This is a genomic window from Novosphingobium sp. BL-S-24 (assembly GCF_055521575.1).
In genome coordinates this window covers 122,641-143,381 of record NZ_CM145487.1, presented here as the reverse complement: position 1 = coordinate 143,381, position 20,741 = coordinate 122,641, and the positions used below count along the sequence as shown (strand labels likewise).

Genomic DNA, 20,741 nt, shown 5'->3' with positions numbered 1-20,741 from the left:
GCCCCGGGATTGCTATTTCATGACTTGGTATGTCTATTCATCATCACAATTGATGATGCCGTGGCGAATACTGGTTTGTCACCATGCGGTCCCTGGACGATAATGGAAGACGACAGGCAACCATGCCCGCTTCATCCGGTTATCCCGTCGAATGACACATATCCGGGAGCGAGGCCGATCCATGACTGATGCCGTCAACGTGAACACAGCGAGTGCGGAAGAGCTGGACGCCGTGCCGGGGCTTCAGGGTCATGGCTTCGAGATCGTCCGCTATCGCGGGGAGCGCGGGCGCTTCACCGATCTGCGCCAACTTGAGGAGGTGCCTGGCATGGCCGGAAAGGTCGATGGCACCAGCGCAGCGCTCAGCGTCGGCGATAGTTGACGCAGCCTCTCGTTCAGGCCGCCAGACTATGCATCCCTGCCATGGCGGCCTGATAGAGATCCTCGCAGCGATCGATCCATAGCTCGCGCGTGAACATCGCCTCTACCCGCTGACGGGGACGGACGCGTGGGATCGCCATGGTGTCAACGATCGCGGCGGCCAGCGCCTTCACATCCCCGGGCGCCGCAAAGCGGCCGGCATCGCCGATCACTTCCCGCGCTGCTCCCTGATCGAAGGCAGCGATGGGTAGACCGCAGGACATCGCCTCTATCGCTACCAAGCCGAACGGTTCGTCCCAGCAGGGCGTGAACAGGAATACCGACGCCTTGCCGATCTGACGCGCCAGATTGGCCGGGTCCAGATGACCGCCATAGCGTATGGTCTCGCTCAACATGGGCGCAACGTGCGTTTCCCAGTATTCGGGATCCTCCATCGGGCCGTAAAGGGTCAGAGCGATACCGGCGATCATCGCTGCCCGAATGGCGAGATGCGGCCCCTTGTTGGGCGTGATGCGCCCGCACCATGCCGCCGTTCCGTCGCCGTTGGCCACGAACGGCCAGAGCGCGGGATCGATTCCATTGTGCAGAACGCTGACTCCGGGCGGCGTTTGCTCGGGAAACCACGCCTCCAACTGGCGCGCCGAGGTAACGGTCAGGCGATGCGTCGCGGCGATGCTGGCGGTGACGAAGCCATGCAGGGCATCGTACGGCGGCACGTGAAGCGACGTGACCGTCGGCACTTGCGCGGTGCGGCGCGGCTCCAGCGCAAAACGGTGCAGGCTGTTGTTGTGCACCACATCGAACCCACCCGCCGCGATCCGTTCGCAGGCAGCGGCGTATCCCCGGTCCAGATGCGCGATCAGCGGGGCGGAGCCGCGATGCTCGGCCCAGGGGAACGTGCGTTCGTAATGCTCGTCCAGCACGGGATCGATCGTAAAGCGTGGATCGCTGTCACCCGAAGCGAAGAGCACCACGTCATGCCCACGGGCGCGCAGGCCATCGGCCAGATGCCAGCAGTGCGCTTCCATTCCGCCGGCAAAGGGGTGGGCGATGCGCTGGCGCACATGCCCCAGGATCGCGATCCTCATGCGGCGACGAGAGCGTCATCCGCAACGCAGCGCGCTTCGAGCAGGCGGATGACCGTGGCGCTGTTCGCGTAAGGCTGCTCGCTCTGCTGCCCGGTCAGTGCCAGATCAGCCTCGCTGGGACTGCGCAGGATGGTGATGGGCTGGCCGGGAGTGTGATCGATCAGGCCCATCATCCCGAACGCATGAAGCCAATGCCCCATGGTGCGATAGCCCCACTTGGCCTCGAAAAGCTGGGCATTGCGCACGACGCTTTCCAGATGATGGACGGGCGGCATGTGATGCGGATGGTACTGGTGATAGGCCAGCCCACCCTTCAACCACGCGATGGGGACGCCGGCCGTGCTGATCGTCTTGCCGAAATCGGTGTCTTCCCCGCCATACCCGAAATAACGCTCGTCAAAGCCGCCGACGCGAAGGAATGTGTCGCGCCGCATCGCAAAGTTCAGTGACCAGAAGCAGCGATAATCGGCGCAAATTTCGATCCCGCTGGGCGGCGGGCCGCGGCGGTCCGAATGCTTGACCCCCACGCGCGCGAATTCCTCGAACGACCATGCTTCCCGCGTCGCGCCGCCGGGCAGATAAAGCACTTCGCCCATAAGCAGACCGTCGAACTCCGCCATGTGTCTGGCGTAATCTGCGATAAGGCTAGGTTCCGCGATGCAATCCATGTCGAGGAAGATCAGCAGTTCGCCTTCTGCCGCCGTTGCCGCCGCGTTCCGCGCTTCGGCAAGGCGCAGGGTATCGGAACAGACGCGCATCTGCCGGATCGGAAATGGAGCAGGAGGAAGCGCGTAAAGCTCGTCCTGCATCACCGCCACGATCAGTTCACCGGGAAGCTCTGTTTGCTGTGTCAGCCCATGGACCAGATTCACCAGATGAGCGTCGCGGCCTTTTGCCAGCGTGACGACGGAAACAGGGTGCTTGGTCATTGGGGCTCCATCAACGGGGGGCAAGGGATTGGAGAGGCGATTGGTGTCGGTTGGTCGGTTGGCCAAAGACGATGGCTCAAGGCTTCCAGCCAATCGGCGGCTATGCGGGCAGGCTCGCTCTCGATCATGGCGCGCTGGATATCCGGGCGATGGCTACGCAGTGTATCGTCAAGCGCCTGCTGCCACGCCTGCGCAGAGGATGGCAGATGCGGCCGTATGCAAGCGGCACCCGCCGCGCCCAAGGCATCGGCTTTGCAGTGCTGCTCATCGAAATAACGCCATTCCGGCACTGCGAGCCACGGACGCCCTGCCGCCAGAACCTGCTGGCAGGTTGTGTTGCCGGTAGAGGAGATGACGATGTCCGCTGCTGCGATGTAGTCGGCGGCGTTTTCCACCCAGCCTCTATGCTCGATGTTGGCAGGTTCGGTGGCGTGCCAGTCGCGCTGTACGGGTCCGATGGTGATCCATTGCGCATCGGGCCGAGTGCGCGCCCCGACGCCCAGCGGCGCCTGAGCGAAACCTCCGCCACCGCCGCCCGAGACGACAAGGATCATCTGCGCATCGCGGCCAATTCCGATCCGCTGGCGAGCGACTTCCCGCTCCACCGACAGCGTATCGACGCCCAGACCACCGACAAAACACGTCTTGGCCCGCATCGCCTCGTCCCAGTCAGGCTGGGCGAGGTCTGCATGAAATGCCGCGAGCAGCCCTGCCGCCCCGTCATACGCCGCGCGATGACCTGCGTCGGAGCGTTGACCGTGCTGCAGCACTTTCACATGCGGGACGGAACATATGCGCGCCAACTGCCCAACCTCGGCCGAGACGTCGCAGATCAACAGTGCCGGGTCCGCTTCGTGGAACCATGCCGTCATCGTCGCCATCGCGTGGCGGATGCCCGGCCATCCCAATGGCGCGCAATGCAGCGTTTCCGGTGTTCCTACCCAGTCGCTGGAGCCGATCTCCCCCCCGGTAGGCTCGAATAGCGAGGGGATGCGGACGATCCGTGCATGGTCCGGCAAATCAGGGAAAATGTCGTCGCGGGCGCTGAACAGGGTGAGCGGTCGCGACGCCGGCAGCGCGTGGGCAATGGCGGCGGCGCGCTCTGCATGGCCCCTGCCCTGATGGTGAACGAAGTATCCGAAGGGCCGCATCACGCCGCCACCGGCATGGCCTGGGCCATCACGCCATGCTGCTCAAGTCCCTCCAGAATTCCGGCTGCATGGTGTTTCAGCGCCCGGTACATGCCGGAGCGCATGGGCAGATCATCCAGATCGGCATCCGCATTGCCGACGAGGATGGAGTAGCCGCACTGCGCCAGCATGTCGGCATCGTTACCGCTGTCTCCCGCTGCGATGCAGGCCGAGATCGGCAGACCAAGCCGCGCGGCATACGCGGCGATCGCTGCGGCCTTCCCGCCCTTGATCGGTAGGACATCGATCAGGGTATCATGCGAGTGAATTACCTTGCCCAGCAGCCCGGCATCTTGCAGCGCTTGACGGATAAGCCCGGCGGTAGCCGCATCGCCGAAAAAGCTGCGCTTATGGCGCGTCTGCACGCGAGCGGGCTGCTCCTCCAGCTCAAATGGCCGCAAGGCTCGATCAACAGCCGACAGATCCCAGCCATCGTCGAGGGACGCTTCGAAATCCGGGCACGATCGCCATTCGCCGTCGTCGCCCGGCAGCATTATGCTGGACCCTACATCGACAATATAGGCGTCCGGCTGCGGCAGGTTCCAGGCATCGAGGATGCGTCGTGCATCAACGAAAGGCCGACCGGTGGCGATGACAAAGGGAATGCTCCGCTTCCCCGCCCAATCGCGGAAAGCCAGCGCGCTTTCGCGGCACCCCGTGAGCGTGTTGTCGATATCGCAGGCAAGAAGCCCGGGCGTGCTCTGAGCTCTGTATATCGCGACTGATGCTTCGGCATAGGCGGGCCAGGAATAGCCATCGATGGCGTTCAGACCGGCCACGGCGTGGCGGCGATGGTGCTGGGGATCGGACAGCAGGGCATGGCAAGCGTCGGCAATCGCACGGGTATCACGCGGGTCGATCAGGATGCCATTGCCCAGCGCGCCCACGATCTCCACCGGACCGCCATGGCACGTAGCAACCACCGGCACCCCTGCGGCCGCGGCCTCGATCAGTGTGAGGCCGAAAGGTTCATGCAACGCGGGATTGATGAAGATGCCACCGTTCGCCGCCAGCGCGTACAGAGCCGCGACATCGCCCGCGCCATGTGATGCTGGGAGGGCGACTTTGCCGCGCAGCGCGGGCTGGGATGCCAGTTGCCTCAGTTCTTCCAGCACCTCGCTCTCCTCACCGCTTGCATGATCATGCTGCCCGGCGAGGATCACCAGATTGGCGGCCGAGCGAAGGCATTCGTCCGCTGCGAACGTATCGAGGATCACGGATAGGTTCTTCTTGCGAACAGGCCGTGCTACCGCAAGGATGATCGGCAACTGCGGGCGGTCTAACCAATCTCCGAGACGATCCGCAACGGTGTCGGTGGACACGCCACGGACTATGTGCGGTACTCCGGGTTTCAGGCGATGGACCCGGTCGCCGGTTGCAACATCATAGGCTGCGATCTGGCGATCGGCTTCGTCGTGGGTTGAAACGAGGATCGCGTTTGCGTCAGCAATAGCAGCGCGTTCGTTCCGGATGCGCGCATCTAGCGCGCTGTCGGCCAGCCCCAGCTTCAGCTTGTCGATCCCCAACGCGTGCGGGGTATAGGCGACAGGAATCCCAAATCGCCGCCGCGCCTCGATCGCAATGGCGGCAGCATCGGCGAAATGCGCGTGGATCACATCGGGAACGACGGGGAGTGACCCCAGATGCGCGCAAAACGCCTCGGTCAACGCCGGGAGTTCGGCGGACAGAGCTTCTTTTTGCAGGTAGGCCCGGTTCCGCGTGGCGATGCGGTTGATCGTCAACTTAGCGCAAATGGATTCCGATGATTGGGCATGCATCGCATCGAGCGTTGGATCAGCGAACAGGCGCGTCACGATCGACACCAAGCGAACATCATCTCGCGCTGCCTGAGCCTGCGCCGCTTCCAGAATGTAAGCAATATGTCCGCCCGTGTCGGGAGTAATACCAAACAGTACAGGCGGCGCCTTTAAACATCCGCCAAGCGCAAGATGAATGATGAACAAGAAGCCCCCTTTGATGATACCGGGCTTCAACGTCGACTTACAGGCTTTGATCCTGCTGATATGTCGTGGGCTAATGTGGGTTAGTGCGATTTCTCGTTGGTTTCCTGAATGTTTCTCAGCGCAGAAACTTACCGCATCACCGTTCGTTGTTAGCCCCAATTTTAACCGAATATGGTCGTCAAAGCCTCATCACCAGATCTTGCGGAAGTGGGTGCGACTTAAGCTGGAACATGCCGCAAATATCGACCAAGCAAGGCGTGAAGGCGGGGTTCATCTCTTCCTGCGGGTCTGGCTTACGACAAGGATAGTTCATTGGAATTGGAAACCGCTACCCCCTCGCGTTACTGGTCGCTCAGCCGCATTGCCGCTGCCGCCGTGATGATCATCGCAATCGCGGGAGTGGCGCTGCTGATGGTGAAGCTGTCCAGCTTCCTGATGCTGGTATTCGCGGCCATCGTGCTGGCAGTCGTCTTCGATGCCATGACAAGGTTCATCTGTTCGCTACTACCGATCGGACGGGGTTTTTCCCTGGCGATTGCCGTCATCGTCCTGCTGGGGACATTCGTTGGCGCGCTGGTGCTGTTCGGGGCGCAACTGACCAGCGAATTCGACACGATCCGGGAAAGTCTGCCCAAAGCGATCAACCAGCTTCAGGCCTTTCTCGAACGCAACGGGTTTGGCGAGGCGGCCAACGGCGCGCTTGAGAAAGGGAAAGACAGTCTTTCCGGCGTCGTATCCCGGATCGGCACCTACATGCTCGCGGTAGGAAGCGGACTGACCAATCTTGTCCTGGTGATCTTCGCCGCGATCTTTCTGGCGTCCGATCCAAAGGTCTACCGCGAGGGGTTGCTGCATCTCGTACCGAAGAAAGGCATGGACGTCGCCGAAGCGGGCCTGGCCGATGTCGGCCATGGCCTGAATGGCTGGATGAAGGGGCAGGTCATCTCCTCCATCGTGGTGGCATCCTTGACCTCGGCGGGCCTTGGCCTGCTTGGGGTACCGTCGGCGGCGGGCCTCGGCGTCATCGCCGGACTGCTGGACGTCATCCCGATGATCGGCCCGGTGATCTCCGGTGTACCGGCGGTGCTGCTCGCGTTTACCCAGTCTCCGGCGACTGCACTGTGGACGGTGGTCCTGTTCCTGATCGTGCAGCAACTGCAGGGGAATGTCCTCCAGCCCATGATCCAGAAACAGGCCGTTGATGTACCGCCCGCCGTCCTGCTGTTTACCGTGGTCGCCGCCGGGACACTCTTCGGCTTTCTCGGCGTGCTGCTGGCCGCTCCCTTCACCATCACCATCTTCGTGCTGGTTAAGCGGATCTATGTGAAGACGCTTCTCGACAAGGATATCGATCTGGAAAACGGCTAGCACCCGTGTTTGCGATGGGCAGATTGCTCTTCGCTCGGCCGGATCAGGGATAGGCCGTATTCCCAATCCTGAGCAAATGAGCACAGATCTATTGCGAACGAAATGCAAAAGCAGTAGCGGCGATCCCGGTGGCGCGCGTTTTTTGCGCCTGCGGGGGCGGCATACGTGGTTACGGTTCAAGGGCGATTAGTGTGTCTGTGCAGCGCGGGATTGTCGTTGGTTTGCGCGACGCCCGCCGTTGCTGAGACCGAGGCCATCGAACCGGGCGGGCCAGCGGGGGAGATCATCGTCACGGCCCGCGACGCTAACGCCAGCATCCTCGGCACCGACACACCGCTTACCATCTATCCGCAATCGGTCCGGGTGCTCGATAAGGATGCCCTGGCCAATCTGAATGCCCCGCGACTTCAGGATGCGCTCGATTACGCGGGCGGTGTCTCCCGTCAGAACGACTTCGGCGGATTGTGGGACAAGTACGCGATCCGGGGCTTCGCCGGAGACGAGAACGCGGGGCCGGATATTCTCATCAATCGTTTCGGTAGCAATTTCGGTTTCAACGCCCCGGTCGATACCGCCACGATCGAGCGGGTGGAGGTGCTGAAGGGTGCCAGCGCCGCGCTGTCCGGGCGAGGAGAGCCGGGCGGCTCCGTCAATATCGTCACGAAAGCGCCGCTGGATCACGCCCATGCCGCTGCCAGTGTCAGCTATGGCAGCTGGAACGCAGCCCGCGTCACCGCCGATATCGGCGGACCGATAGCCGCGGACCTGTCCGTTCGCCTCGTGGGCGCGGTGGAAGACCGCGACAGCTTCCGCGACTACGTCGATGCAAAGCGCAAACTCATCGCGCCGTCGATTGCGTGGCGGCCCCTGCCCGGTCTGCGCCTGCTGTATCAGGCTGAGTACATGCGCAACGACACGGTGCTGGACCGTGGTATAGTCGCCATTGCGGGAAATGCCCGTGCGATGAAGCGATCTACGTTCGTGGGCGAACCCGGTGACGGCCGCATCGCCCAAAAGATCTTCTGGCAGCAGGGCAGCCTGTTCGCCGAGCTCGGCGGCGGGATCGGGCTGGAGATCGGCGGCAGTCACCGCGATGGCTCGCTGCGCGGATTCGGCACCATGGTCGATTTTGGCGCGCGCGGGTTACAGCCTGACAATCGCACAGCCGGGCGGGATCGCCGCTATCACGATTTCAGCTGGAACGATCTGACTCTGCGTGCGGAACTGACGGCCGAAGTTGAACTGCTCGGAATGCAACATGTGCTGCGCTTCGGTGTCGATCGGATTCGCCACGCACTGGACTTCCGGCTTGACCGGTTTCGTGGAACCCCAACGCGTCCGGCGCTGCCCATTGATCTTTTTGATCCGGTATACGGGCAGCCGTTGCCGACCCCGCCCGCATCGCTCAGCCGCACGACCTCTTTCCGCAGCGAGAGCGTCTATGCGCAGGACGTTGTTCGCCATGGGCCTTTTACCTTGCTGCTCGGCGCCCGCTGGAACAGCTTTCGCGAGGACGTATTCAACCGCCTGAGCCGTCGCGACTTCGATACTGACGACAAACGCATCACGCCGCGCGCTGCTCTATCATGGCAAGTCGCCAACGGCGTATCGCTGTATACCAGTTGGGGGGAATCGATGCGCCTCAATCCCTCGGACGGCACCACCACGTTCGATGCGGAGCGCAGCCATTCGACCGAGGCAGGACTGAAGGTGGCCATGCTGGAAAACCGGCTCACCGGCACGGCAGCGGTATTCGACATGGAAAAGCGCAACGTCGTGAACCCCAACGCCGTCGATCCCTTCGTCAAGACGCAGATCGGTCGCCAGCGGTCACGGGGCGCCGAGGCCGAACTGACCTACACGCGCGAAAACGACCTCTATGTCACCGCGGCCTACACGTATCTCAACGCCGAAATCCGGGAGGACCAGAATGCGGCGCTGATCGGCAAGCCGCTGTCGAACGTGCCGCGCCATAACGCCAGCGTGTTCGCGATGAAATCGCTCGGTCGCCTGGGCATTGGCGGCGGCATCACCCATGTTGGACGCCGCGCGGGGGATCCTTTTGGCACGAGCTATCGGCTTCCCGCCTATACGACGGTGCGCCTGGCGGCCCGCTACGCCGTCACGGACGAAGTGACGGCCCGCGTTGATGTCGATAACCTGTTCGACACGTACTATATCAGCAGCTCCTATGCGAACGTCTGGACCGTCCCCGGCGCCCCGCGAAACGTGCGCTTTACGGTGGCGGCTACCTTCTGAGCCATTGATGGTGGTAGCCTCGACCAACCTGCCAAGTACTCGCCTGCTCGATCAAGCCCCAGTTTTGCCACCGGTGACGCGGTAGACCTCACCGTTGATGTAGCTGCTCTCCTGACTGGCCAGCAGGACGTAGACCGGGGCGATTTCCACGGGTTGTCCGGGGCGACCGTGCAGCGTCTGCTCTCCGAAGGTCGTCACCGCGTCCTGCGGCTGGCCGCCAGAGGACTGCAGCGCCGTCCAGAACGGACCCGGCGCGATGACGTTGGCGCGGATGCCCTTCTCGATAAGCTGCTTGGACAGTGCTTGCGTGTACGCAACGATGCCCGCCTTGGTGGTCGCGTAATCCAAGAGGATCGCGGACGGGCTATACGCCTGCACTGACGCCGTGGTGATGATCGTGGCACCGGCAGGCAAATGCGGAACGGCGGCCTGAATGATCCAGTGCATGGCGTATAGATTGGTCTTCATCGTCAGGTCGAAATCCTGCGATGACACCTGCGAAATGTCGTCCCGGTATTGCTGGTGGCCGGCGTTGATGACCAGAATGTCGAGGCCGCGCAGCCCTTCGACCGCGCGCGAAACCATGGTTCGGCACCAGTCTTCGTCGGTAATGTCGCCGGGGAGAGCGACTGCATTGCGACCTTCTGCTTCGATCAGCCGGATCACTTCGGCGGCATCGGCCACTTCGCTCGGCAGATAGGAAATGGCAACGTCCGCTCCTTCGCGGGCGTAGGCTATCGCAGCAGCCCGGCCGATCCCGCTGTCGCCGCCTGTGACGAGCGCCTTGCGGCCCGTCAATTTGCCTGCACCCCGATAGCTCGTTTCCCCATGATCAGGAACCGGCTCCATCTTTCCGGCGATACCGGGCGCGGGTTGGGGCTGATGCGGGAAAGGCGGGCGGGGATACTGATGGCGCGGATCCTGCATGGTCAGACGGTCTGTCATTTGGGGGATTCCTTTAATGGGCCTGTTGGCGCTTGGGATGATAATGACCTTCGCCGAAAGTCCGTTGGGCCGGATTTGTCTGAACAATGCAGGAGTTCGAAAATTGTTCTTTTACAGGGAATTGAGTTTTTCCGCGCAAGCAGTTGGTCAAACCTACGATCCGATATATGATCATGTGTTGATTTTTGTGTAGATATCACACATATCTGTGATCGAAAGGATTTCGCCATGGCGACCGCTGCTCGTTCCAAAAGCCCCGTTCATACCAAAACGCCCGATCGCAGGGAGTTGACCGGACCGGCGCTGCGCACGTTTTTCCGCATTGCCGATGCCTGGGGCCTCAAGGAAGCCGAGCAGATGAAGCTTTTGGGCCTGGACAATCGTTCCACGTTCCAGACCTGGAAACGCGGTTCGGTGTCGGCCATTCCCAAGGATGCGCTGGAGCGGATTTCCTATGTGATGGGCATCTACAAGGGATTGCAGATGCTCCTACCGCGCACGGCGGACGAATGGGTACGCAAGCCGAACGAGGCGCCACTGTTCGCCGGACGACCTGCGATCGAACGGATGGCCTCGGGCAATGTCGCCGATCTATATGTAGTGCGCCAGTATATCGACGCGCAGCGCGGCTGATGGATGACGTATCGACGGCGCGCGTGCTGTGGCAGCCGTGCTACCGCATCATCGCAAGTCGTTTTCCGCCCATATCCCTGTTTGAAAACGTCGCTGACGCGGCGGACCTCGAAGCGGTCTACGCGATCGAGGCGATGACCAACGACCGGTTGCGCGACGAGGTTGGCGACCTCGCCCTGGTGCCGTCCGATGATCGGGTATCCGGGCCGGGCAGTTCGGTGATCATGGCGGCCTTTACCCATCTCAATCCCGATGGCAGCCGCTTTTCCGACGGCAGTTTCGGCGTCTTCTATGCCGCCGATACGATCGATACCGCCGTTGCCGAGACGAGCCATCATCGTGCTCGCTTCATGGCATTCACCAGCGAACCTGCGCAGGAGCTGGACATGCGTGTCTATGCCGTGGACCTGGATGCCATGCTGCACGATATTCGCGGCCTTCGCGACGCATATTCGGCCCTGTACGATGCGGACAACTACGCTGCGGGGCATGCGTTTGGCGGAAAACTTCGCAGCGCAGGCGCTGACGGTATCGTCTATCACAGCGTACGGTACGCCGGGGGCGAGTGTGCTGCCGTATTCCGCCCTCGCCTGCTCTCCCATTGCCGACAGGAACGGCACTTGTGCTATGTATGGGATGGCCAGGCGATCACCACCGTTTATGAAAAGAGAGCATTCGGCTGACATGCCGCAGGCCGCGACGGATTGCGATCGGTCGCTCTTGATGCGATAGGACCGATGGGTGTTCGCTTGCGAGATATCGATGCGGGCAGGTTTTCACGCTGGTCGGGCCGCCAGCGGCAAGTCACCTGCGTCCGAAAGATTGAGACCATGAAACACCCCCTTGCCCGCGCGAGCGCGATCCGACGCTTTCTGGAAGCACAGTCGTCCTCCGGGATCGTGCTGATGGGCGCAGCGGTGACGGCGTTGATGATCGCCAATTCACCGCTGGGTTCCGGCTACGCGGCACTTCTCCATGTGTATCTTGGTCCCCTGTCGCTGGGGCATTGGATCAACGATGGACTGATGGCGCTGTTCTTCCTGCTAGTGGGCATGGAGATCAAGCGCGAGGTGCTCGATGGCCAGTTGGCGACCTGGCCGCGACGCATCCTTCCGGGGGCCGCCGCGCTGGGCGGGATGATCGTGCCCGCGCTCGTCTACCTCGCATTCAATCGGGGGGCGACCGCCACCGGGTGGGCGATCCCGGCGGCGACCGACATCGCTTTTGCGCTCGGCGTCATCACCCTTCTCGGTAAACGCGTTCCGGTGTCCTTGCGGGTGTTTCTGGCCGCGCTGGCGATCATTGACGATCTGGGCGCGGTGGTCATCATCGCCGCCTTTTACACGACCGGCTTGTCGGTGGCTTATCTTGCCGGGGCCGCCGTCGCGTTAGCCGTGCTGACAGCCTTCAATCGCCTTGGTGTACGCCGCCTGTCCCCCTACCTGCTGGTCGGAGCGATCCTGTGGGTGCTGGTGCTGCGATCCGGGGTCCACGCCACGCTGGCGGGCGTCATGCTGGCCTTCACGCTGCCGCTTGAACTTACCCCCGGCCGTTCGGACGCCGATTGCGTCAGCCCGCTCCACCGTCTTGAACACATCCTGCACAAGCCCGTCAGTTTTCTGGTGCTCCCCCTGTTCGGGCTGGCCAATGCCGGAGTGCCTGTCCTTGGATTGCCTGCGGGGGCGTTCGCCGCGCCGGTGACGCTCGGCACAGCCGCCGGGCTGCTGATCGGCAAAGTCATCGGCGTGTTCGGGTTTTCTACCCTCGTCATCCGCATGGGATTGGCGGACATGCCCGCGCATGCAAGCCGCCTTCAGTTGCTGGGGGTTGCGATGCTGTGCGGGATAGGCTTTACGATGAGCATCTTCATCACGCTGCTGGCGTTTCCGGGCAGTCCCCTGCTGCAGTCCGAGGCCAAGATTGGCGTGCTGGCGGGGTCGTTCCTTTCCGGCCTGATCGGCTTTGCGATCCTGTACCGGGCCAAAGGCGATCCGGCCACCGCCCACACTGGAACGAGTGCAAGCCCGGCCTAGCGTTCAGCGCTCGACGTTTCCGCCACGGCGCCGGGCGTGAGCAACGCATCCAGTCGCTCCAACGCCGCCAGCAGCATGGCCTGCTCCCAGCGCTCGAGTTGCGCGTACCCTTCACTGAAGCGCAACTGCAGCGGAAACGGAGATGCTTTAAGCTTTTCACGCCCTTCCTCGGTCGATTGGAGAAGCATCTGGCGCTTGTCCGCCGCGCTGCGGGTTCGCGTCACCAGGCCGCCTGCGACGAGCCTGTCCACGATATTGGTGATGGTCGCCTGCCCGAAGCGTAGCGAGGTGGCGACGGCGCTGGGCGTGATTGCCTCATGGGCGCAGATCTGCCGCAGCACCAACCCTTGCGACGGGGTAAGCCCGGTCGCGGCGGCCATCTTGCGATTGTCGAGATCGGCCGCATCAAGAATTTTTCGCAGCGCCGTCAGGGCCGCAGGCGTGAGGTCGGAATCCATGCCTACAGCTAGCTGTGGCGGGGGTTTGCGCCAAGCGGGAAGATGCTTCGAAGGTGGAAGATAAATGACAGAATACGACCTTAGCGAGGAACCATTCTTGGATCTCGCAGTTGCAATATAGCTCATAACAGCTATGTTTTGTGCAGAGATAGTCACGATGAGGCAATAGCCAAGCACCATGATGTGCTTCGGAGGGTGAAGTAATCTTAGATTTGAATGCGGACGAGGTAAGCCATCGGAGCGATTCCGGGGCTTCCAAGAACGCGCCGCCGGGCCAAGGCATCACGCCCGCAATGGTCCTGCGCTGCCCCGTCGCCGAGGACGGTCCCGCCGTCACGGCATTGATCGCGGCATCTGCCCCGCTCGATCCCAATTCCGCCTACTGCAACCTGCTTCAGTGCAGCGATTTCGCCAATACGTGCGTGGTCGCCGAGCGGGACGGCAAGGTAGTCGGCTGGATCTCCGGGTATCGCCCTCCCTCCCACCCCGAACGGATCTTCGTGTGGCAAGTCGCCGTCGATGCCTCCGCCCGGGGGGAAGGGCTGGGAGGCCGGATGCTGGATGACCTGCTGGCTCGCCCGGCGGTATACGGCGCGACCACGCTGACCACGACCATCACCCAGGACAACCCCGCAAGCTGGGGTCTGTTCACGGCCTTCGCCCGCCGTCACGGCGCGACGTTGACCAGATCGCCGCGCTTCGAGCGCGACGCGCACTTTGCCGGTGCGCACGAAACGGAATGGCAGGCGAGCATCGCCCCGTTGCCGTCCGCCCATACCTGACAGGGAAATCCAATGATGACCAAGACCCCCATGCCGAGCGCCATCGCGCCGGATACCAAGATCTATGACCGCCGCGAATCCAAGGTCCGCAGCTATTCGCGCTCCATGCCGCGTCAGTTCGGCAAGGCGCAGGGACCATGGCTGCACGACAGCGAAGGTGGACGTTATCTCGATTTCCTGTCGGGCTGCTCGTCGCTGAATTATGGCCACAACCACCCGGTGCTGAAAGCCGCGCTGATGGACTATATCGCCAGCGACGGCGTGACCCACGCGCTGGACCTGCACACCGACGCCAAGTCCGAATTCCTGCGCACGTTCGAAGACGTGATCCTTGAGCCGCGCGGGCTGGACTATCGCGCGATGTTTACCGGCCCGACAGGTACCAACGCGGTCGAGGCGGCGATCAAGCTGGCCCGCAAGGTGACGGGCCGGGAAATGGTGGTCGCTTTCACCAACGGCTTCCACGGCATGACGCTGGGCGCCCTCGCCTGCACCGGGAACGCCGGAAAACGCAGCGGCGCGGGCGTCCCGCTCAGCCACGTCAGCCATGAACCGTTCGACGGCTATTACGGCGACGAGGTGGACACCGCCGATCTGCTCGAACAGCGCCTGTCGGATCCTTCGAGCGGCCTTGACGCACCCGCCGCCTTCCTGGTCGAAACCGTGCAGGGCGAAGGTGGCCTTAACGCCGCGCGTCCCGAATGGCTGGCCCGCATCGCCGCGCTCGCCAGGAAGCATGGCGCACTGATGATCGTCGATGACATTCAGGCCGGATGTGGCCGCGCGGGCGGTTTCTTCAGCTTTGAAGGCATGGGCTTCACGCCCGATATCGTCACGCTCGCCAAATCACTGTCCGGCATGGGCCTGCCTTTCGCGCTGACGCTGATGCGGCCCGATCTCGATATCTGGAAGCCGGGCGAGCATAACGGCACGTTCCGGGGCAACAACCACGCTTTCGTCACCGCCACTGCCGCCCTGCGTGAATTCTGGGCTGATCCCGCCTTCATCGATGCGGTCGCCCGGCGCGGCGGCATCCTTGAGCAGCGGCTTGAACGAATGGCAGAACGCCACGGCCTATCGACCCGCGGGCGCGGCATGATGCGCGGCATCAACGTGGGCGATGGCGCCATCGCATCGCGCGTCACCTCGGCCTGCTTCGACGAGGGCCTGATCATCGAAACCAGCGGCGCGCATGACGAAATCGTCAAAGTGCTGGCCCCGCTGACCATCGATGATGCCGTGCTCGAAGCCGGGCTCGACATTCTGGAAGAAGCGCTCGCCGAAGCGATCGCGCCGGTGCGCCGCCCCCTCGCCCGGATCGGCGTCGCGGCCTGAACTCTCCCCTATTTCAAAGGAATACACACATGATCGTTCGCCAACTCAAGGATGTCCGCAAGTCAGACCGTCACGTCGTTTCCAATGGCTGGCAGTCCGACCGGCTGCTGCTGAAGGACGATGACATGGGCTTTTCATTCCATGTCACCACGATGTTCGCCGGTGAGGAACTGCACATGCATTACCAGAACCACCAGGAAGCCGTGCTCGTGCTCAAGGGATCGGGCACCATCGAAGATCTGGGCACCGGCCTGACGCATGAGCTGAAGGCAGGCGTGATGTATGCGCTCAACGAAAACGACAAGCATATCGTCCGCCCGGTCGAGGACATCCTGTGCGCCTGCGTGTTCAATCCGCCCGTCACCGGTCGCGAAGTACACGACGAGAGCGGCGCGTACCCTGCCGACACCAGCGAAGCCGTTGCGGCGGAGTAAGGATACGGAAGGGGCACTGATGCAAGACCACTATCCCACCCGCCACGCGGCCAAGCCTCAGCTGCTTGCCCGCAGCGAGCCGGTCGCCCGCCGCGCATGGCAGCCGGGCGCGCCGCTGACCGCCGATCAGGTGTCGCAGTTCGATCGCGACGGCTATCTCGTGCTGGACGATGTATTCTCCGAAGCCGAAATGGCCGCGCTGCAATCCGAAACCGGACGCCTGCTGGGCGATCCGCAGGGGCTGGACGAAGAAACCGTCATCGCCGAGCCGGGCAGCCGCGAAATCCGATCGATTTTCGAGATTCACGAACAGAGCGCCATGATGGCCCGCCTCGCCGATGATGAACGGCTTGCCGGTGTCGCATCCTGGCTGCTCGACGACGATGTCTACGTCCATCAATCGCGCCTGAACTACAAACCCGGTTTCAAGGGCAAGGAGTTCTACTGGCACTCGGACTTCGAGACCTGGCACGCCGAGGATGGGATGCCGCGCATGCGGGCGCTGTCCATGTCCGTACTGCTGGCGGAAAATACGCCCAACAACGGGCCTCTGATGGTCATACCCGGATCGCAGCACGTGTTCATCGCCTGCGTCGGAGAGACGCCGGACGATCATTACAAGGCATCGCTGCGCAAGCAGGAATACGGTGTGCCTGATGAAGATACGCTGGCCGAACTGGCCCACCGTCAGGGCATCGTCGCGCCGACGGGCAAGCCGGGCACTGTCATCGTGTTCGACTGCAATACGATGCACGGGTCCAACGGCAACATCACTCCCTTCCCGCGCGCCAATGCCTTTCTGGTCTATAACGCGGTGAGCAACCGCCTGCAGGCGCCGTTCGCCGCTGCCACGCCGCGCCCGTCATTCATTGCCGCGCGCGAGGTGAAGACGATCGTGCCGGTGTCCGGCCGGATCACTGAAAGCCTTGAAGGAATTGCTGCATGACCCGGACCCATTCCGTGGAAAAGATCGGCGGCACATCGATGGCCGCCACCTCTACCGTGTTCGACAACGTGCTGGTTGCAGGGCGCGAGGGCGCTGACCTCTACAACCGCATTTTTGTTGTGTCCGCCTATGCCGGGATGACCGACCTCTTGCTGGAAAACAAGAAGTCGGGCGAGCCGGGCGTGCATGCACACTTCATCCGCAACGAAGTTCCGGGCGCATGGCGTTCGGCCCTGTCGGACGTGATGGATACGATGCGGGCGCGCAATGCGCAGATGTTTGCGCGCACCGAAAGCCGCGAGGAGGCCGACGCCTTCGTCGCCCGGCGCATCGCCGCACTGGAAACCTGCCTCGACGATCTCGACCGTCTGCGCGCCCACGGCCGCTTCTGCCTGAAAGAGCAGATGACCACCGTGCGTGAAATGCTGGCCGGACTTGGCGAAGCGCATTCCGCGCACTCGACCGCGCTGATGCTGCGCGACCGGGGCGTCAACGCGGTGTTCGTGGACCTCACCCTGTGGAACCATGAGGACATGCGCAGTCTGGACGGGCGCATCGAAGAAGCGCTCTCGCCCATTGATCTCGCCACCCAGATGCCGGTCGTCACCGGGTATGCGGGATGCGAAGGCGGTATGGTGCGCCGCTATGCGCGCGGGTATTCCGAGATGACATTCTCGCGCATCGCGGTGCTGACGCAGGCGCGCGAGGCGATCATCCACAAGGAGTTCCACCTCTCCAGCGCCGACCCGCGCCTTGTCGGTGAAACAGCGGCCCGCAAGATCGGGCGCACCAACTATGACGTCGCCGACCAGCTCGCCAACCTGGGTATGGAAGCGATCCATCCACGCGCCGGGCGCGGGCTGCGCCAGTCGGGCATTCCCCTGCGCGTGCGCAACACTTTTGACCGGCATGATGGTGGCACGCTGATCAGGGGTGATTACGTCTCCGAAGCTCCCCGCGTCGAGATCGTCACCGGCCTCGCATCGGTGCAGGCCCTGCAGGTGTTCGAACAGCATATGGTGGGCGAAAAAGGCTATGACGCCGCGATCCTCGATACTCTGACCAGGCATGGCGCCTGGATCGTCAGCAAAAGCTCCAACGCCAACACGATAACGCATTATCTGTCGGGCACTGACCACGCGCAGATGGCGGGCATCGTTGCCGACATCGAAACCCGCTGGCCCGGCGCTGCGGTAACGGTGCAGCCGGTCGCGATGGTCTCGGTCATTGGCAGCGATCTCAACGCACCGGGCCTTGTCCCGCGCGCGCTGATGGCGCTGGCGAAGGAAGGCATCGGCATGATTGCCATGCAGCACCAGATCCGCAACGTGGACGTGCAGTTCATCGTCGGGGTCGAGGATTTCCACCCCGCCGTGCGCGCACTGCACAAAGCCTTGGTGGAAAGCGCTGGCGCGTCGGAAGAACGCGCGGCCGCCTGATCCTTCGATGCTGAGCGCGATCCTGCCCGTGCGCAGCCTGCTGCTCGCCATCTTCATGCTGATGGCGGGCGGCGGCTTCATGAACACCCTCGTCAGCGTGCGTCTGGAGCGCGCGGGATCGGGTACGCTGGCGATCGGCCTTGTTGGCACCGCGTACTTCGCCGGGCTTGTCGCCGGATCACTGCGCGCACCGGCACTGCTGCGACGGATCGGCCATATTCGCGCCTTCGCCGCCTTCGTCGCGGTGCTGAGCGCCAGCACGCTGGCTTACGCCATTCACCGCGACGCACCGTTCTGGGGCACGCTGCGCTTTGCCGACGGAGTGTGCCTTGCCGGGATATACGTATGCCTCGAAAGCTGGCTGGGCGAACGGGCCGAAGGCGCGAGCCGGGGCAGCATCCTGGCGGGCTACATGATCGCGCTCTACGGGGGGCAGGCGATCGGGCAGTTCACGCTCAACATCGGCGGCGCTTCCTCCTCCATGCCGTTGCTCGCAGGCTCGATCCTTATTTCGCTTGCCGCCGTGCCGGTCGTGCTGACGCGCATCGCCGCACCGGCTCTGGAAGAGGCGTCCTCCCTGTCCTTCCGCGAACTCTACGCGGTGTCGCCTTTGGGCATCGTCGGCGCGTGCCTGACCGGGGTGATGCTGGGCGCGTTCTATGCGATGGGCGCGGTTTATGCCCGGCGCTCCGGGCTGGACCTTGCCGCGACGACCGTGTTCATGAGCGTGGTCATCACCGGCGGCGTGGCGCTGCAGTGGCCGCTTGGCCGCCTGTCCGACCGAATGGACCGGCGCACGGTGATCGTCATCGGCTTTGCCGGAACGCTCGCCGCCAGCCTCGCCATCGCGCTGACGACCGGAACCACACCGCTGATGCTGTTCGGCGCGCTGTTCGGCGGGCTTAGCTTCGCGCTCTACCCCCTGTGCGTCGCGCATACCAACGACCATCTTTCCGCGCAGCAGCGCGTCGCCGCCAGCGGCGGATTGGTGCTGCTCTACTCGCTGGGCGCCGCCATCGGCCCTTCGCTCGGCGCCGTGGCGATGACCGTGCTCGGGACGGCGGGACTGTTCCTGTTCATCGCCGCTTGCGCGGGCGGCGCGCTCGCCTTCGGGTTGTGGCGTCAGGTCCGCTCAGAACCGGTGCCGACGCATCTTCAGGAAACCTATGTCGTGCTGCCCCGCACGACCCCGCTCTCCACCGGCATGTCGACCACTTCCGACCCGGTGACGGCGGACGAAAGCACCCGTTTATGACGCAAGAAACTCCGCCCGCCGTGCTTCATCGCGCCATCGCCGCCTCTGCCATCGGCAACGCGACCGAGTGGTTCGACTATGGCATCTACGCTTATGGCGTGACGTACATCTCAGCCGCACTATTCCCCGGGGAAACAGCCGAGCAGACGCTGTTCGCGCTGGCGACGTTCGCGATCTCGTTTCTGGTGCGCCCGCTTGGCGGGTTCTTCTGGGGGCCGCTCGGCGACAGGCTGGGCCGCAAGACGGTGCTGGGCGTGACCATCGTGATGATGGCGGCGGCCACGGTCGGCGTCGGGCTGATCCCGTCCTACTCCACAATTGGTATGTGGGCGCCCGCGCTGCTGGTGCTCTTGCGCATGGTTCAGGGGTTTTCCACCGGCGGCGAGTACGGCGGCGCAGCGATCTTCATGGCGGAGTACGCGCCGGACGCAAAACGTGGTTTCTATGGCAGTTTTCTGGAAGTCGGCACGCTGGCGGGCTTCTGCGGCGGGGCTCTGCTGATGCTGGGCTTTTCGCTGCTGCTTGGCGACGCGGCGATGCGTGACTGGGCATGGCGCCTGCCGTTCCTGCTGGCGGGTCCGCTTGGCTTCGTCGGCGTCTATCTGCGCTCTCGCATGGAAGAAACGCCGCTGTTTCGCGAGGTCGAGGAAAGCGGACAGGCGAGTGCCGCCACCCCGATACGCGACCTGATGCGCTACCACCGCCGCCCGCTTCTCGCGATGGGCGGGCTGGTGGTCGCGCTCAACGTGGTGAACTACACCCTCCTCAGCTACATGCCAACATATCTGGAGCGCCGCCTCGGTCTGTCCACCGACGCCTCGCTGGCGGTGCCGATCGCGGGCATGCTGTTCATGATGGTTCTGCTGCCGTTTGCGGGCCTGCTGTCGGACCGGATCGGGCGCAAACCGATGTGGATGGCATCGCTGATCGGCCTCACGCTGGCAGTGGTTCCGATCTATCACGTGATGGGCGCAGGGCTGGCGAGCGCGGTTGTCGGCTATGCGCTGCTGGGCATGCTCTACGTGCCGCAACTTGCGACGATTTCGGCGACATTCCCCGCTTTCTTCCCGACGCCGGTGCGATTTGCCGGGTTCGCCATCGCCTATAACCTGTCGACCTCGCTGTTCGGCGGCACCGCCCCTGCCGCGAACGCCTGGCTGATCGACCGGACCGGCGATCCGCTGATGCCCGCCTACGTCATGATGATCGCCTGCATCGTCGGCATGATCGCCCTGCGCTTTACCGAGGAAACCGCCCGCCAGCCGCTGCGCTCTGCATGATGCAGCCGGGGCGGTGGGCGCC

At 63.3% G+C, this 20,741-nt stretch carries 19 protein-coding genes; 13 read left to right on the top strand and 6 right to left on the bottom strand.

Annotated elements, in window-relative coordinates; translation table 11 throughout:
• The first annotated feature begins 181 nt into the window (after positions 1–181).
• Positions 182–382, top strand: a complete 201-nt coding sequence (locus tag ACZ1JM_RS00520) for a helix-hairpin-helix domain-containing protein (protein WP_465132151.1) — start codon at positions 182–184, stop codon at positions 380–382.
• Positions 383–395: 13 nt separating this feature from the next.
• On the opposite strand, the gene ACZ1JM_RS00515 is transcribed toward ACZ1JM_RS00520, so the two are convergent.
• From ACZ1JM_RS00515 to ACZ1JM_RS00500, 4 genes are read right to left on the bottom strand one after another with little or no spacing between them, the layout of a single operon-like run.
• Positions 396–1,469 (bottom strand): glycosyltransferase, encoded by a 1,074-nt coding sequence (locus ACZ1JM_RS00515; protein WP_465132150.1) that lies wholly within the window; start codon positions 1,467–1,469, stop codon positions 396–398.
• Entirely contained in the window at positions 1,466–2,398 is a 933-nt protein-coding gene (locus tag ACZ1JM_RS00510) for a galactosyltransferase-related protein (protein WP_465132149.1), read from the bottom strand. Before ACZ1JM_RS00510 ends, ACZ1JM_RS00515 begins: the two co-directional genes overlap by 4 nt.
• Positions 2,395–3,549: a glycosyltransferase gene (locus ACZ1JM_RS00505; protein WP_465132543.1), complete on the bottom strand. Its 1,155-nt coding sequence runs from the start codon at positions 3,547–3,549 to the stop codon at positions 2,395–2,397. Before ACZ1JM_RS00505 ends, ACZ1JM_RS00510 begins: the two co-directional genes overlap by 4 nt.
• Complete coding sequence (locus ACZ1JM_RS00500; protein ID WP_465132148.1) at positions 3,549–5,552, bottom strand: HAD-IIB family hydrolase; 2,004 nt, start codon at positions 5,550–5,552, stop codon at positions 3,549–3,551. Before ACZ1JM_RS00500 ends, ACZ1JM_RS00505 begins: the two co-directional genes overlap by 1 nt.
• 312 nt (positions 5,553–5,864) lie before the next feature.
• Between ACZ1JM_RS00500 and ACZ1JM_RS00495 the strand changes: the two genes are divergently transcribed.
• Together ACZ1JM_RS00495 and ACZ1JM_RS00490 are read left to right on the top strand one after the other, a co-directional pair.
• Complete coding sequence (locus ACZ1JM_RS00495; RefSeq protein WP_465132147.1) at positions 5,865–6,920, top strand: AI-2E family transporter; 1,056 nt, start codon at positions 5,865–5,867, stop codon at positions 6,918–6,920.
• 210 nt (positions 6,921–7,130) lie between these two features.
• Positions 7,131–9,179 (top strand): TonB-dependent siderophore receptor, encoded by a 2,049-nt coding sequence (locus ACZ1JM_RS00490; protein WP_465132146.1) that lies wholly within the window; start codon positions 7,131–7,133, stop codon positions 9,177–9,179.
• Between the two features lie 51 nt (positions 9,180–9,230).
• Here ACZ1JM_RS00490 and ACZ1JM_RS00485 read toward each other — a convergent pair whose 3' ends face one another.
• The gene (locus tag ACZ1JM_RS00485) at positions 9,231–10,124 is read right to left on the bottom strand and encodes an SDR family oxidoreductase (RefSeq protein WP_465132145.1); all 894 of its coding nucleotides are present in this window, start codon (positions 10,122–10,124) and stop codon (positions 9,231–9,233) included.
• Positions 10,125–10,352: 228 nt separating this feature from the next.
• Between ACZ1JM_RS00485 and ACZ1JM_RS00480 the strand changes: the two genes are divergently transcribed.
• The 3 genes from ACZ1JM_RS00480 (at position 10,353) to nhaA (ending at position 12,790) form a co-directional block, all read left to right on the top strand.
• The gene (locus ACZ1JM_RS00480) at positions 10,353–10,757 is read left to right on the top strand and encodes an antitoxin Xre-like helix-turn-helix domain-containing protein (RefSeq protein WP_465132144.1); all 405 of its coding nucleotides are present in this window, start codon (positions 10,353–10,355) and stop codon (positions 10,755–10,757) included.
• The gene (locus ACZ1JM_RS00475; protein WP_465132143.1) at positions 10,757–11,440 is read left to right on the top strand and encodes an RES family NAD+ phosphorylase; all 684 of its coding nucleotides are present in this window, start codon (positions 10,757–10,759) and stop codon (positions 11,438–11,440) included. Before ACZ1JM_RS00480 ends, ACZ1JM_RS00475 begins: the two co-directional genes overlap by 1 nt.
• A gap of 147 nt (positions 11,441–11,587) precedes the next feature.
• Positions 11,588–12,790 carry a Na+/H+ antiporter NhaA gene (gene nhaA / locus ACZ1JM_RS00470; RefSeq protein WP_465132142.1) on the top strand — a complete coding sequence of 401 codons (1,203 nt, stop codon included), beginning with the start codon at positions 11,588–11,590 and terminating at the stop codon, positions 12,788–12,790.
• Here nhaA and ACZ1JM_RS00465 read toward each other — a convergent pair.
• The gene (locus ACZ1JM_RS00465) at positions 12,787–13,248 is read right to left on the bottom strand and encodes a MarR family winged helix-turn-helix transcriptional regulator (protein ID WP_465132141.1); all 462 of its coding nucleotides are present in this window, start codon (positions 13,246–13,248) and stop codon (positions 12,787–12,789) included. The genes nhaA and ACZ1JM_RS00465 overlap by 4 nt on opposite strands.
• A 293-nt stretch (positions 13,249–13,541) precedes the next feature.
• Here ACZ1JM_RS00465 and ectA point away from each other — a divergent pair, with 293 nt between their 5' ends.
• From ectA to ACZ1JM_RS00430, 7 genes are read left to right on the top strand one after another with little or no spacing between them, the layout of a single operon-like run.
• Positions 13,542–14,030, top strand: coding sequence for a diaminobutyrate acetyltransferase (gene ectA / locus ACZ1JM_RS00460; RefSeq protein ID WP_465132140.1), 489 nt, complete (start codon positions 13,542–13,544; stop codon positions 14,028–14,030).
• Positions 14,031–14,045: 15 nt separating this feature from the next.
• The gene (gene ectB / locus ACZ1JM_RS00455) at positions 14,046–15,365 is read left to right on the top strand and encodes a diaminobutyrate--2-oxoglutarate transaminase (RefSeq protein ID WP_465132542.1); all 1,320 of its coding nucleotides are present in this window, start codon (positions 14,046–14,048) and stop codon (positions 15,363–15,365) included.
• Positions 15,366–15,394: 29 nt separating this feature from the next.
• Positions 15,395–15,799, top strand: a complete 405-nt coding sequence (locus tag ACZ1JM_RS00450; RefSeq protein WP_465132139.1) for an ectoine synthase — start codon at positions 15,395–15,397, stop codon at positions 15,797–15,799.
• A 19-nt stretch (positions 15,800–15,818) separates the two neighbouring features.
• A complete protein-coding gene (gene thpD / locus ACZ1JM_RS00445) occupies positions 15,819–16,745 on the top strand; it encodes an ectoine hydroxylase (RefSeq protein WP_465132138.1) in 927 nt (308 codons plus the stop codon).
• Entirely contained in the window at positions 16,742–18,184 is a 1,443-nt protein-coding gene (locus tag ACZ1JM_RS00440; protein WP_465132137.1) for an aspartate kinase, read from the top strand. Before thpD ends, ACZ1JM_RS00440 begins: the two co-directional genes overlap by 4 nt.
• Positions 18,185–18,191: 7 nt before the next feature.
• Positions 18,192–19,439: an MFS transporter gene (locus ACZ1JM_RS00435; RefSeq protein WP_465132136.1), complete on the top strand. Its 1,248-nt coding sequence runs from the start codon at positions 18,192–18,194 to the stop codon at positions 19,437–19,439.
• A complete protein-coding gene (locus tag ACZ1JM_RS00430; protein ID WP_465132135.1) occupies positions 19,436–20,719 on the top strand; it encodes an MFS transporter in 1,284 nt (427 codons plus the stop codon). Before ACZ1JM_RS00435 ends, ACZ1JM_RS00430 begins: the two co-directional genes overlap by 4 nt.
• Positions 20,720–20,741: the final 22 nt, after the last annotated feature.

Coding starts and splice junctions, on each gene's coding strand:
- ACZ1JM_RS00520 (WP_465132151.1), top strand. CDS start 182: ATGACTGATGCCGTCAACGTGAACACAGCGAGTGCGGAAGAGCTGGAC.
- ACZ1JM_RS00515 (WP_465132150.1), bottom strand. CDS start 1,469: ATGAGGATCGCGATCCTGGGGCATGTGCGCCAGCGCATCGCCCACCCC.
- ACZ1JM_RS00510 (WP_465132149.1), bottom strand. CDS start 2,398: ATGACCAAGCACCCTGTTTCCGTCGTCACGCTGGCAAAAGGCCGCGAC.
- ACZ1JM_RS00505 (WP_465132543.1), bottom strand. CDS start 3,549: ATGCGGCCCTTCGGATACTTCGTTCACCATCAGGGCAGGGGCCATGCA.
- ACZ1JM_RS00485 (WP_465132145.1), bottom strand. CDS start 10,124: ATGACAGACCGTCTGACCATGCAGGATCCGCGCCATCAGTATCCCCGC.
- ACZ1JM_RS00480 (WP_465132144.1), top strand. CDS start 10,353: ATGGCGACCGCTGCTCGTTCCAAAAGCCCCGTTCATACCAAAACGCCC.
- ACZ1JM_RS00475 (WP_465132143.1), top strand. CDS start 10,757: ATGGATGACGTATCGACGGCGCGCGTGCTGTGGCAGCCGTGCTACCGC.
- nhaA (WP_465132142.1), top strand. CDS start 11,588: ATGAAACACCCCCTTGCCCGCGCGAGCGCGATCCGACGCTTTCTGGAA.
- ACZ1JM_RS00465 (WP_465132141.1), bottom strand. CDS start 13,248: ATGGATTCCGACCTCACGCCTGCGGCCCTGACGGCGCTGCGAAAAATT.
- ectA (WP_465132140.1), top strand. CDS start 13,542: ATGGTCCTGCGCTGCCCCGTCGCCGAGGACGGTCCCGCCGTCACGGCA.
- ectB (WP_465132542.1), top strand. CDS start 14,046: ATGACCAAGACCCCCATGCCGAGCGCCATCGCGCCGGATACCAAGATC.
- ACZ1JM_RS00450 (WP_465132139.1), top strand. CDS start 15,395: ATGATCGTTCGCCAACTCAAGGATGTCCGCAAGTCAGACCGTCACGTC.
- thpD (WP_465132138.1), top strand. CDS start 15,819: ATGCAAGACCACTATCCCACCCGCCACGCGGCCAAGCCTCAGCTGCTT.
- ACZ1JM_RS00440 (WP_465132137.1), top strand. CDS start 16,742: ATGACCCGGACCCATTCCGTGGAAAAGATCGGCGGCACATCGATGGCC.
- ACZ1JM_RS00435 (WP_465132136.1), top strand. CDS start 18,192: ATGCTGAGCGCGATCCTGCCCGTGCGCAGCCTGCTGCTCGCCATCTTC.
- ACZ1JM_RS00430 (WP_465132135.1), top strand. CDS start 19,436: ATGACGCAAGAAACTCCGCCCGCCGTGCTTCATCGCGCCATCGCCGCC.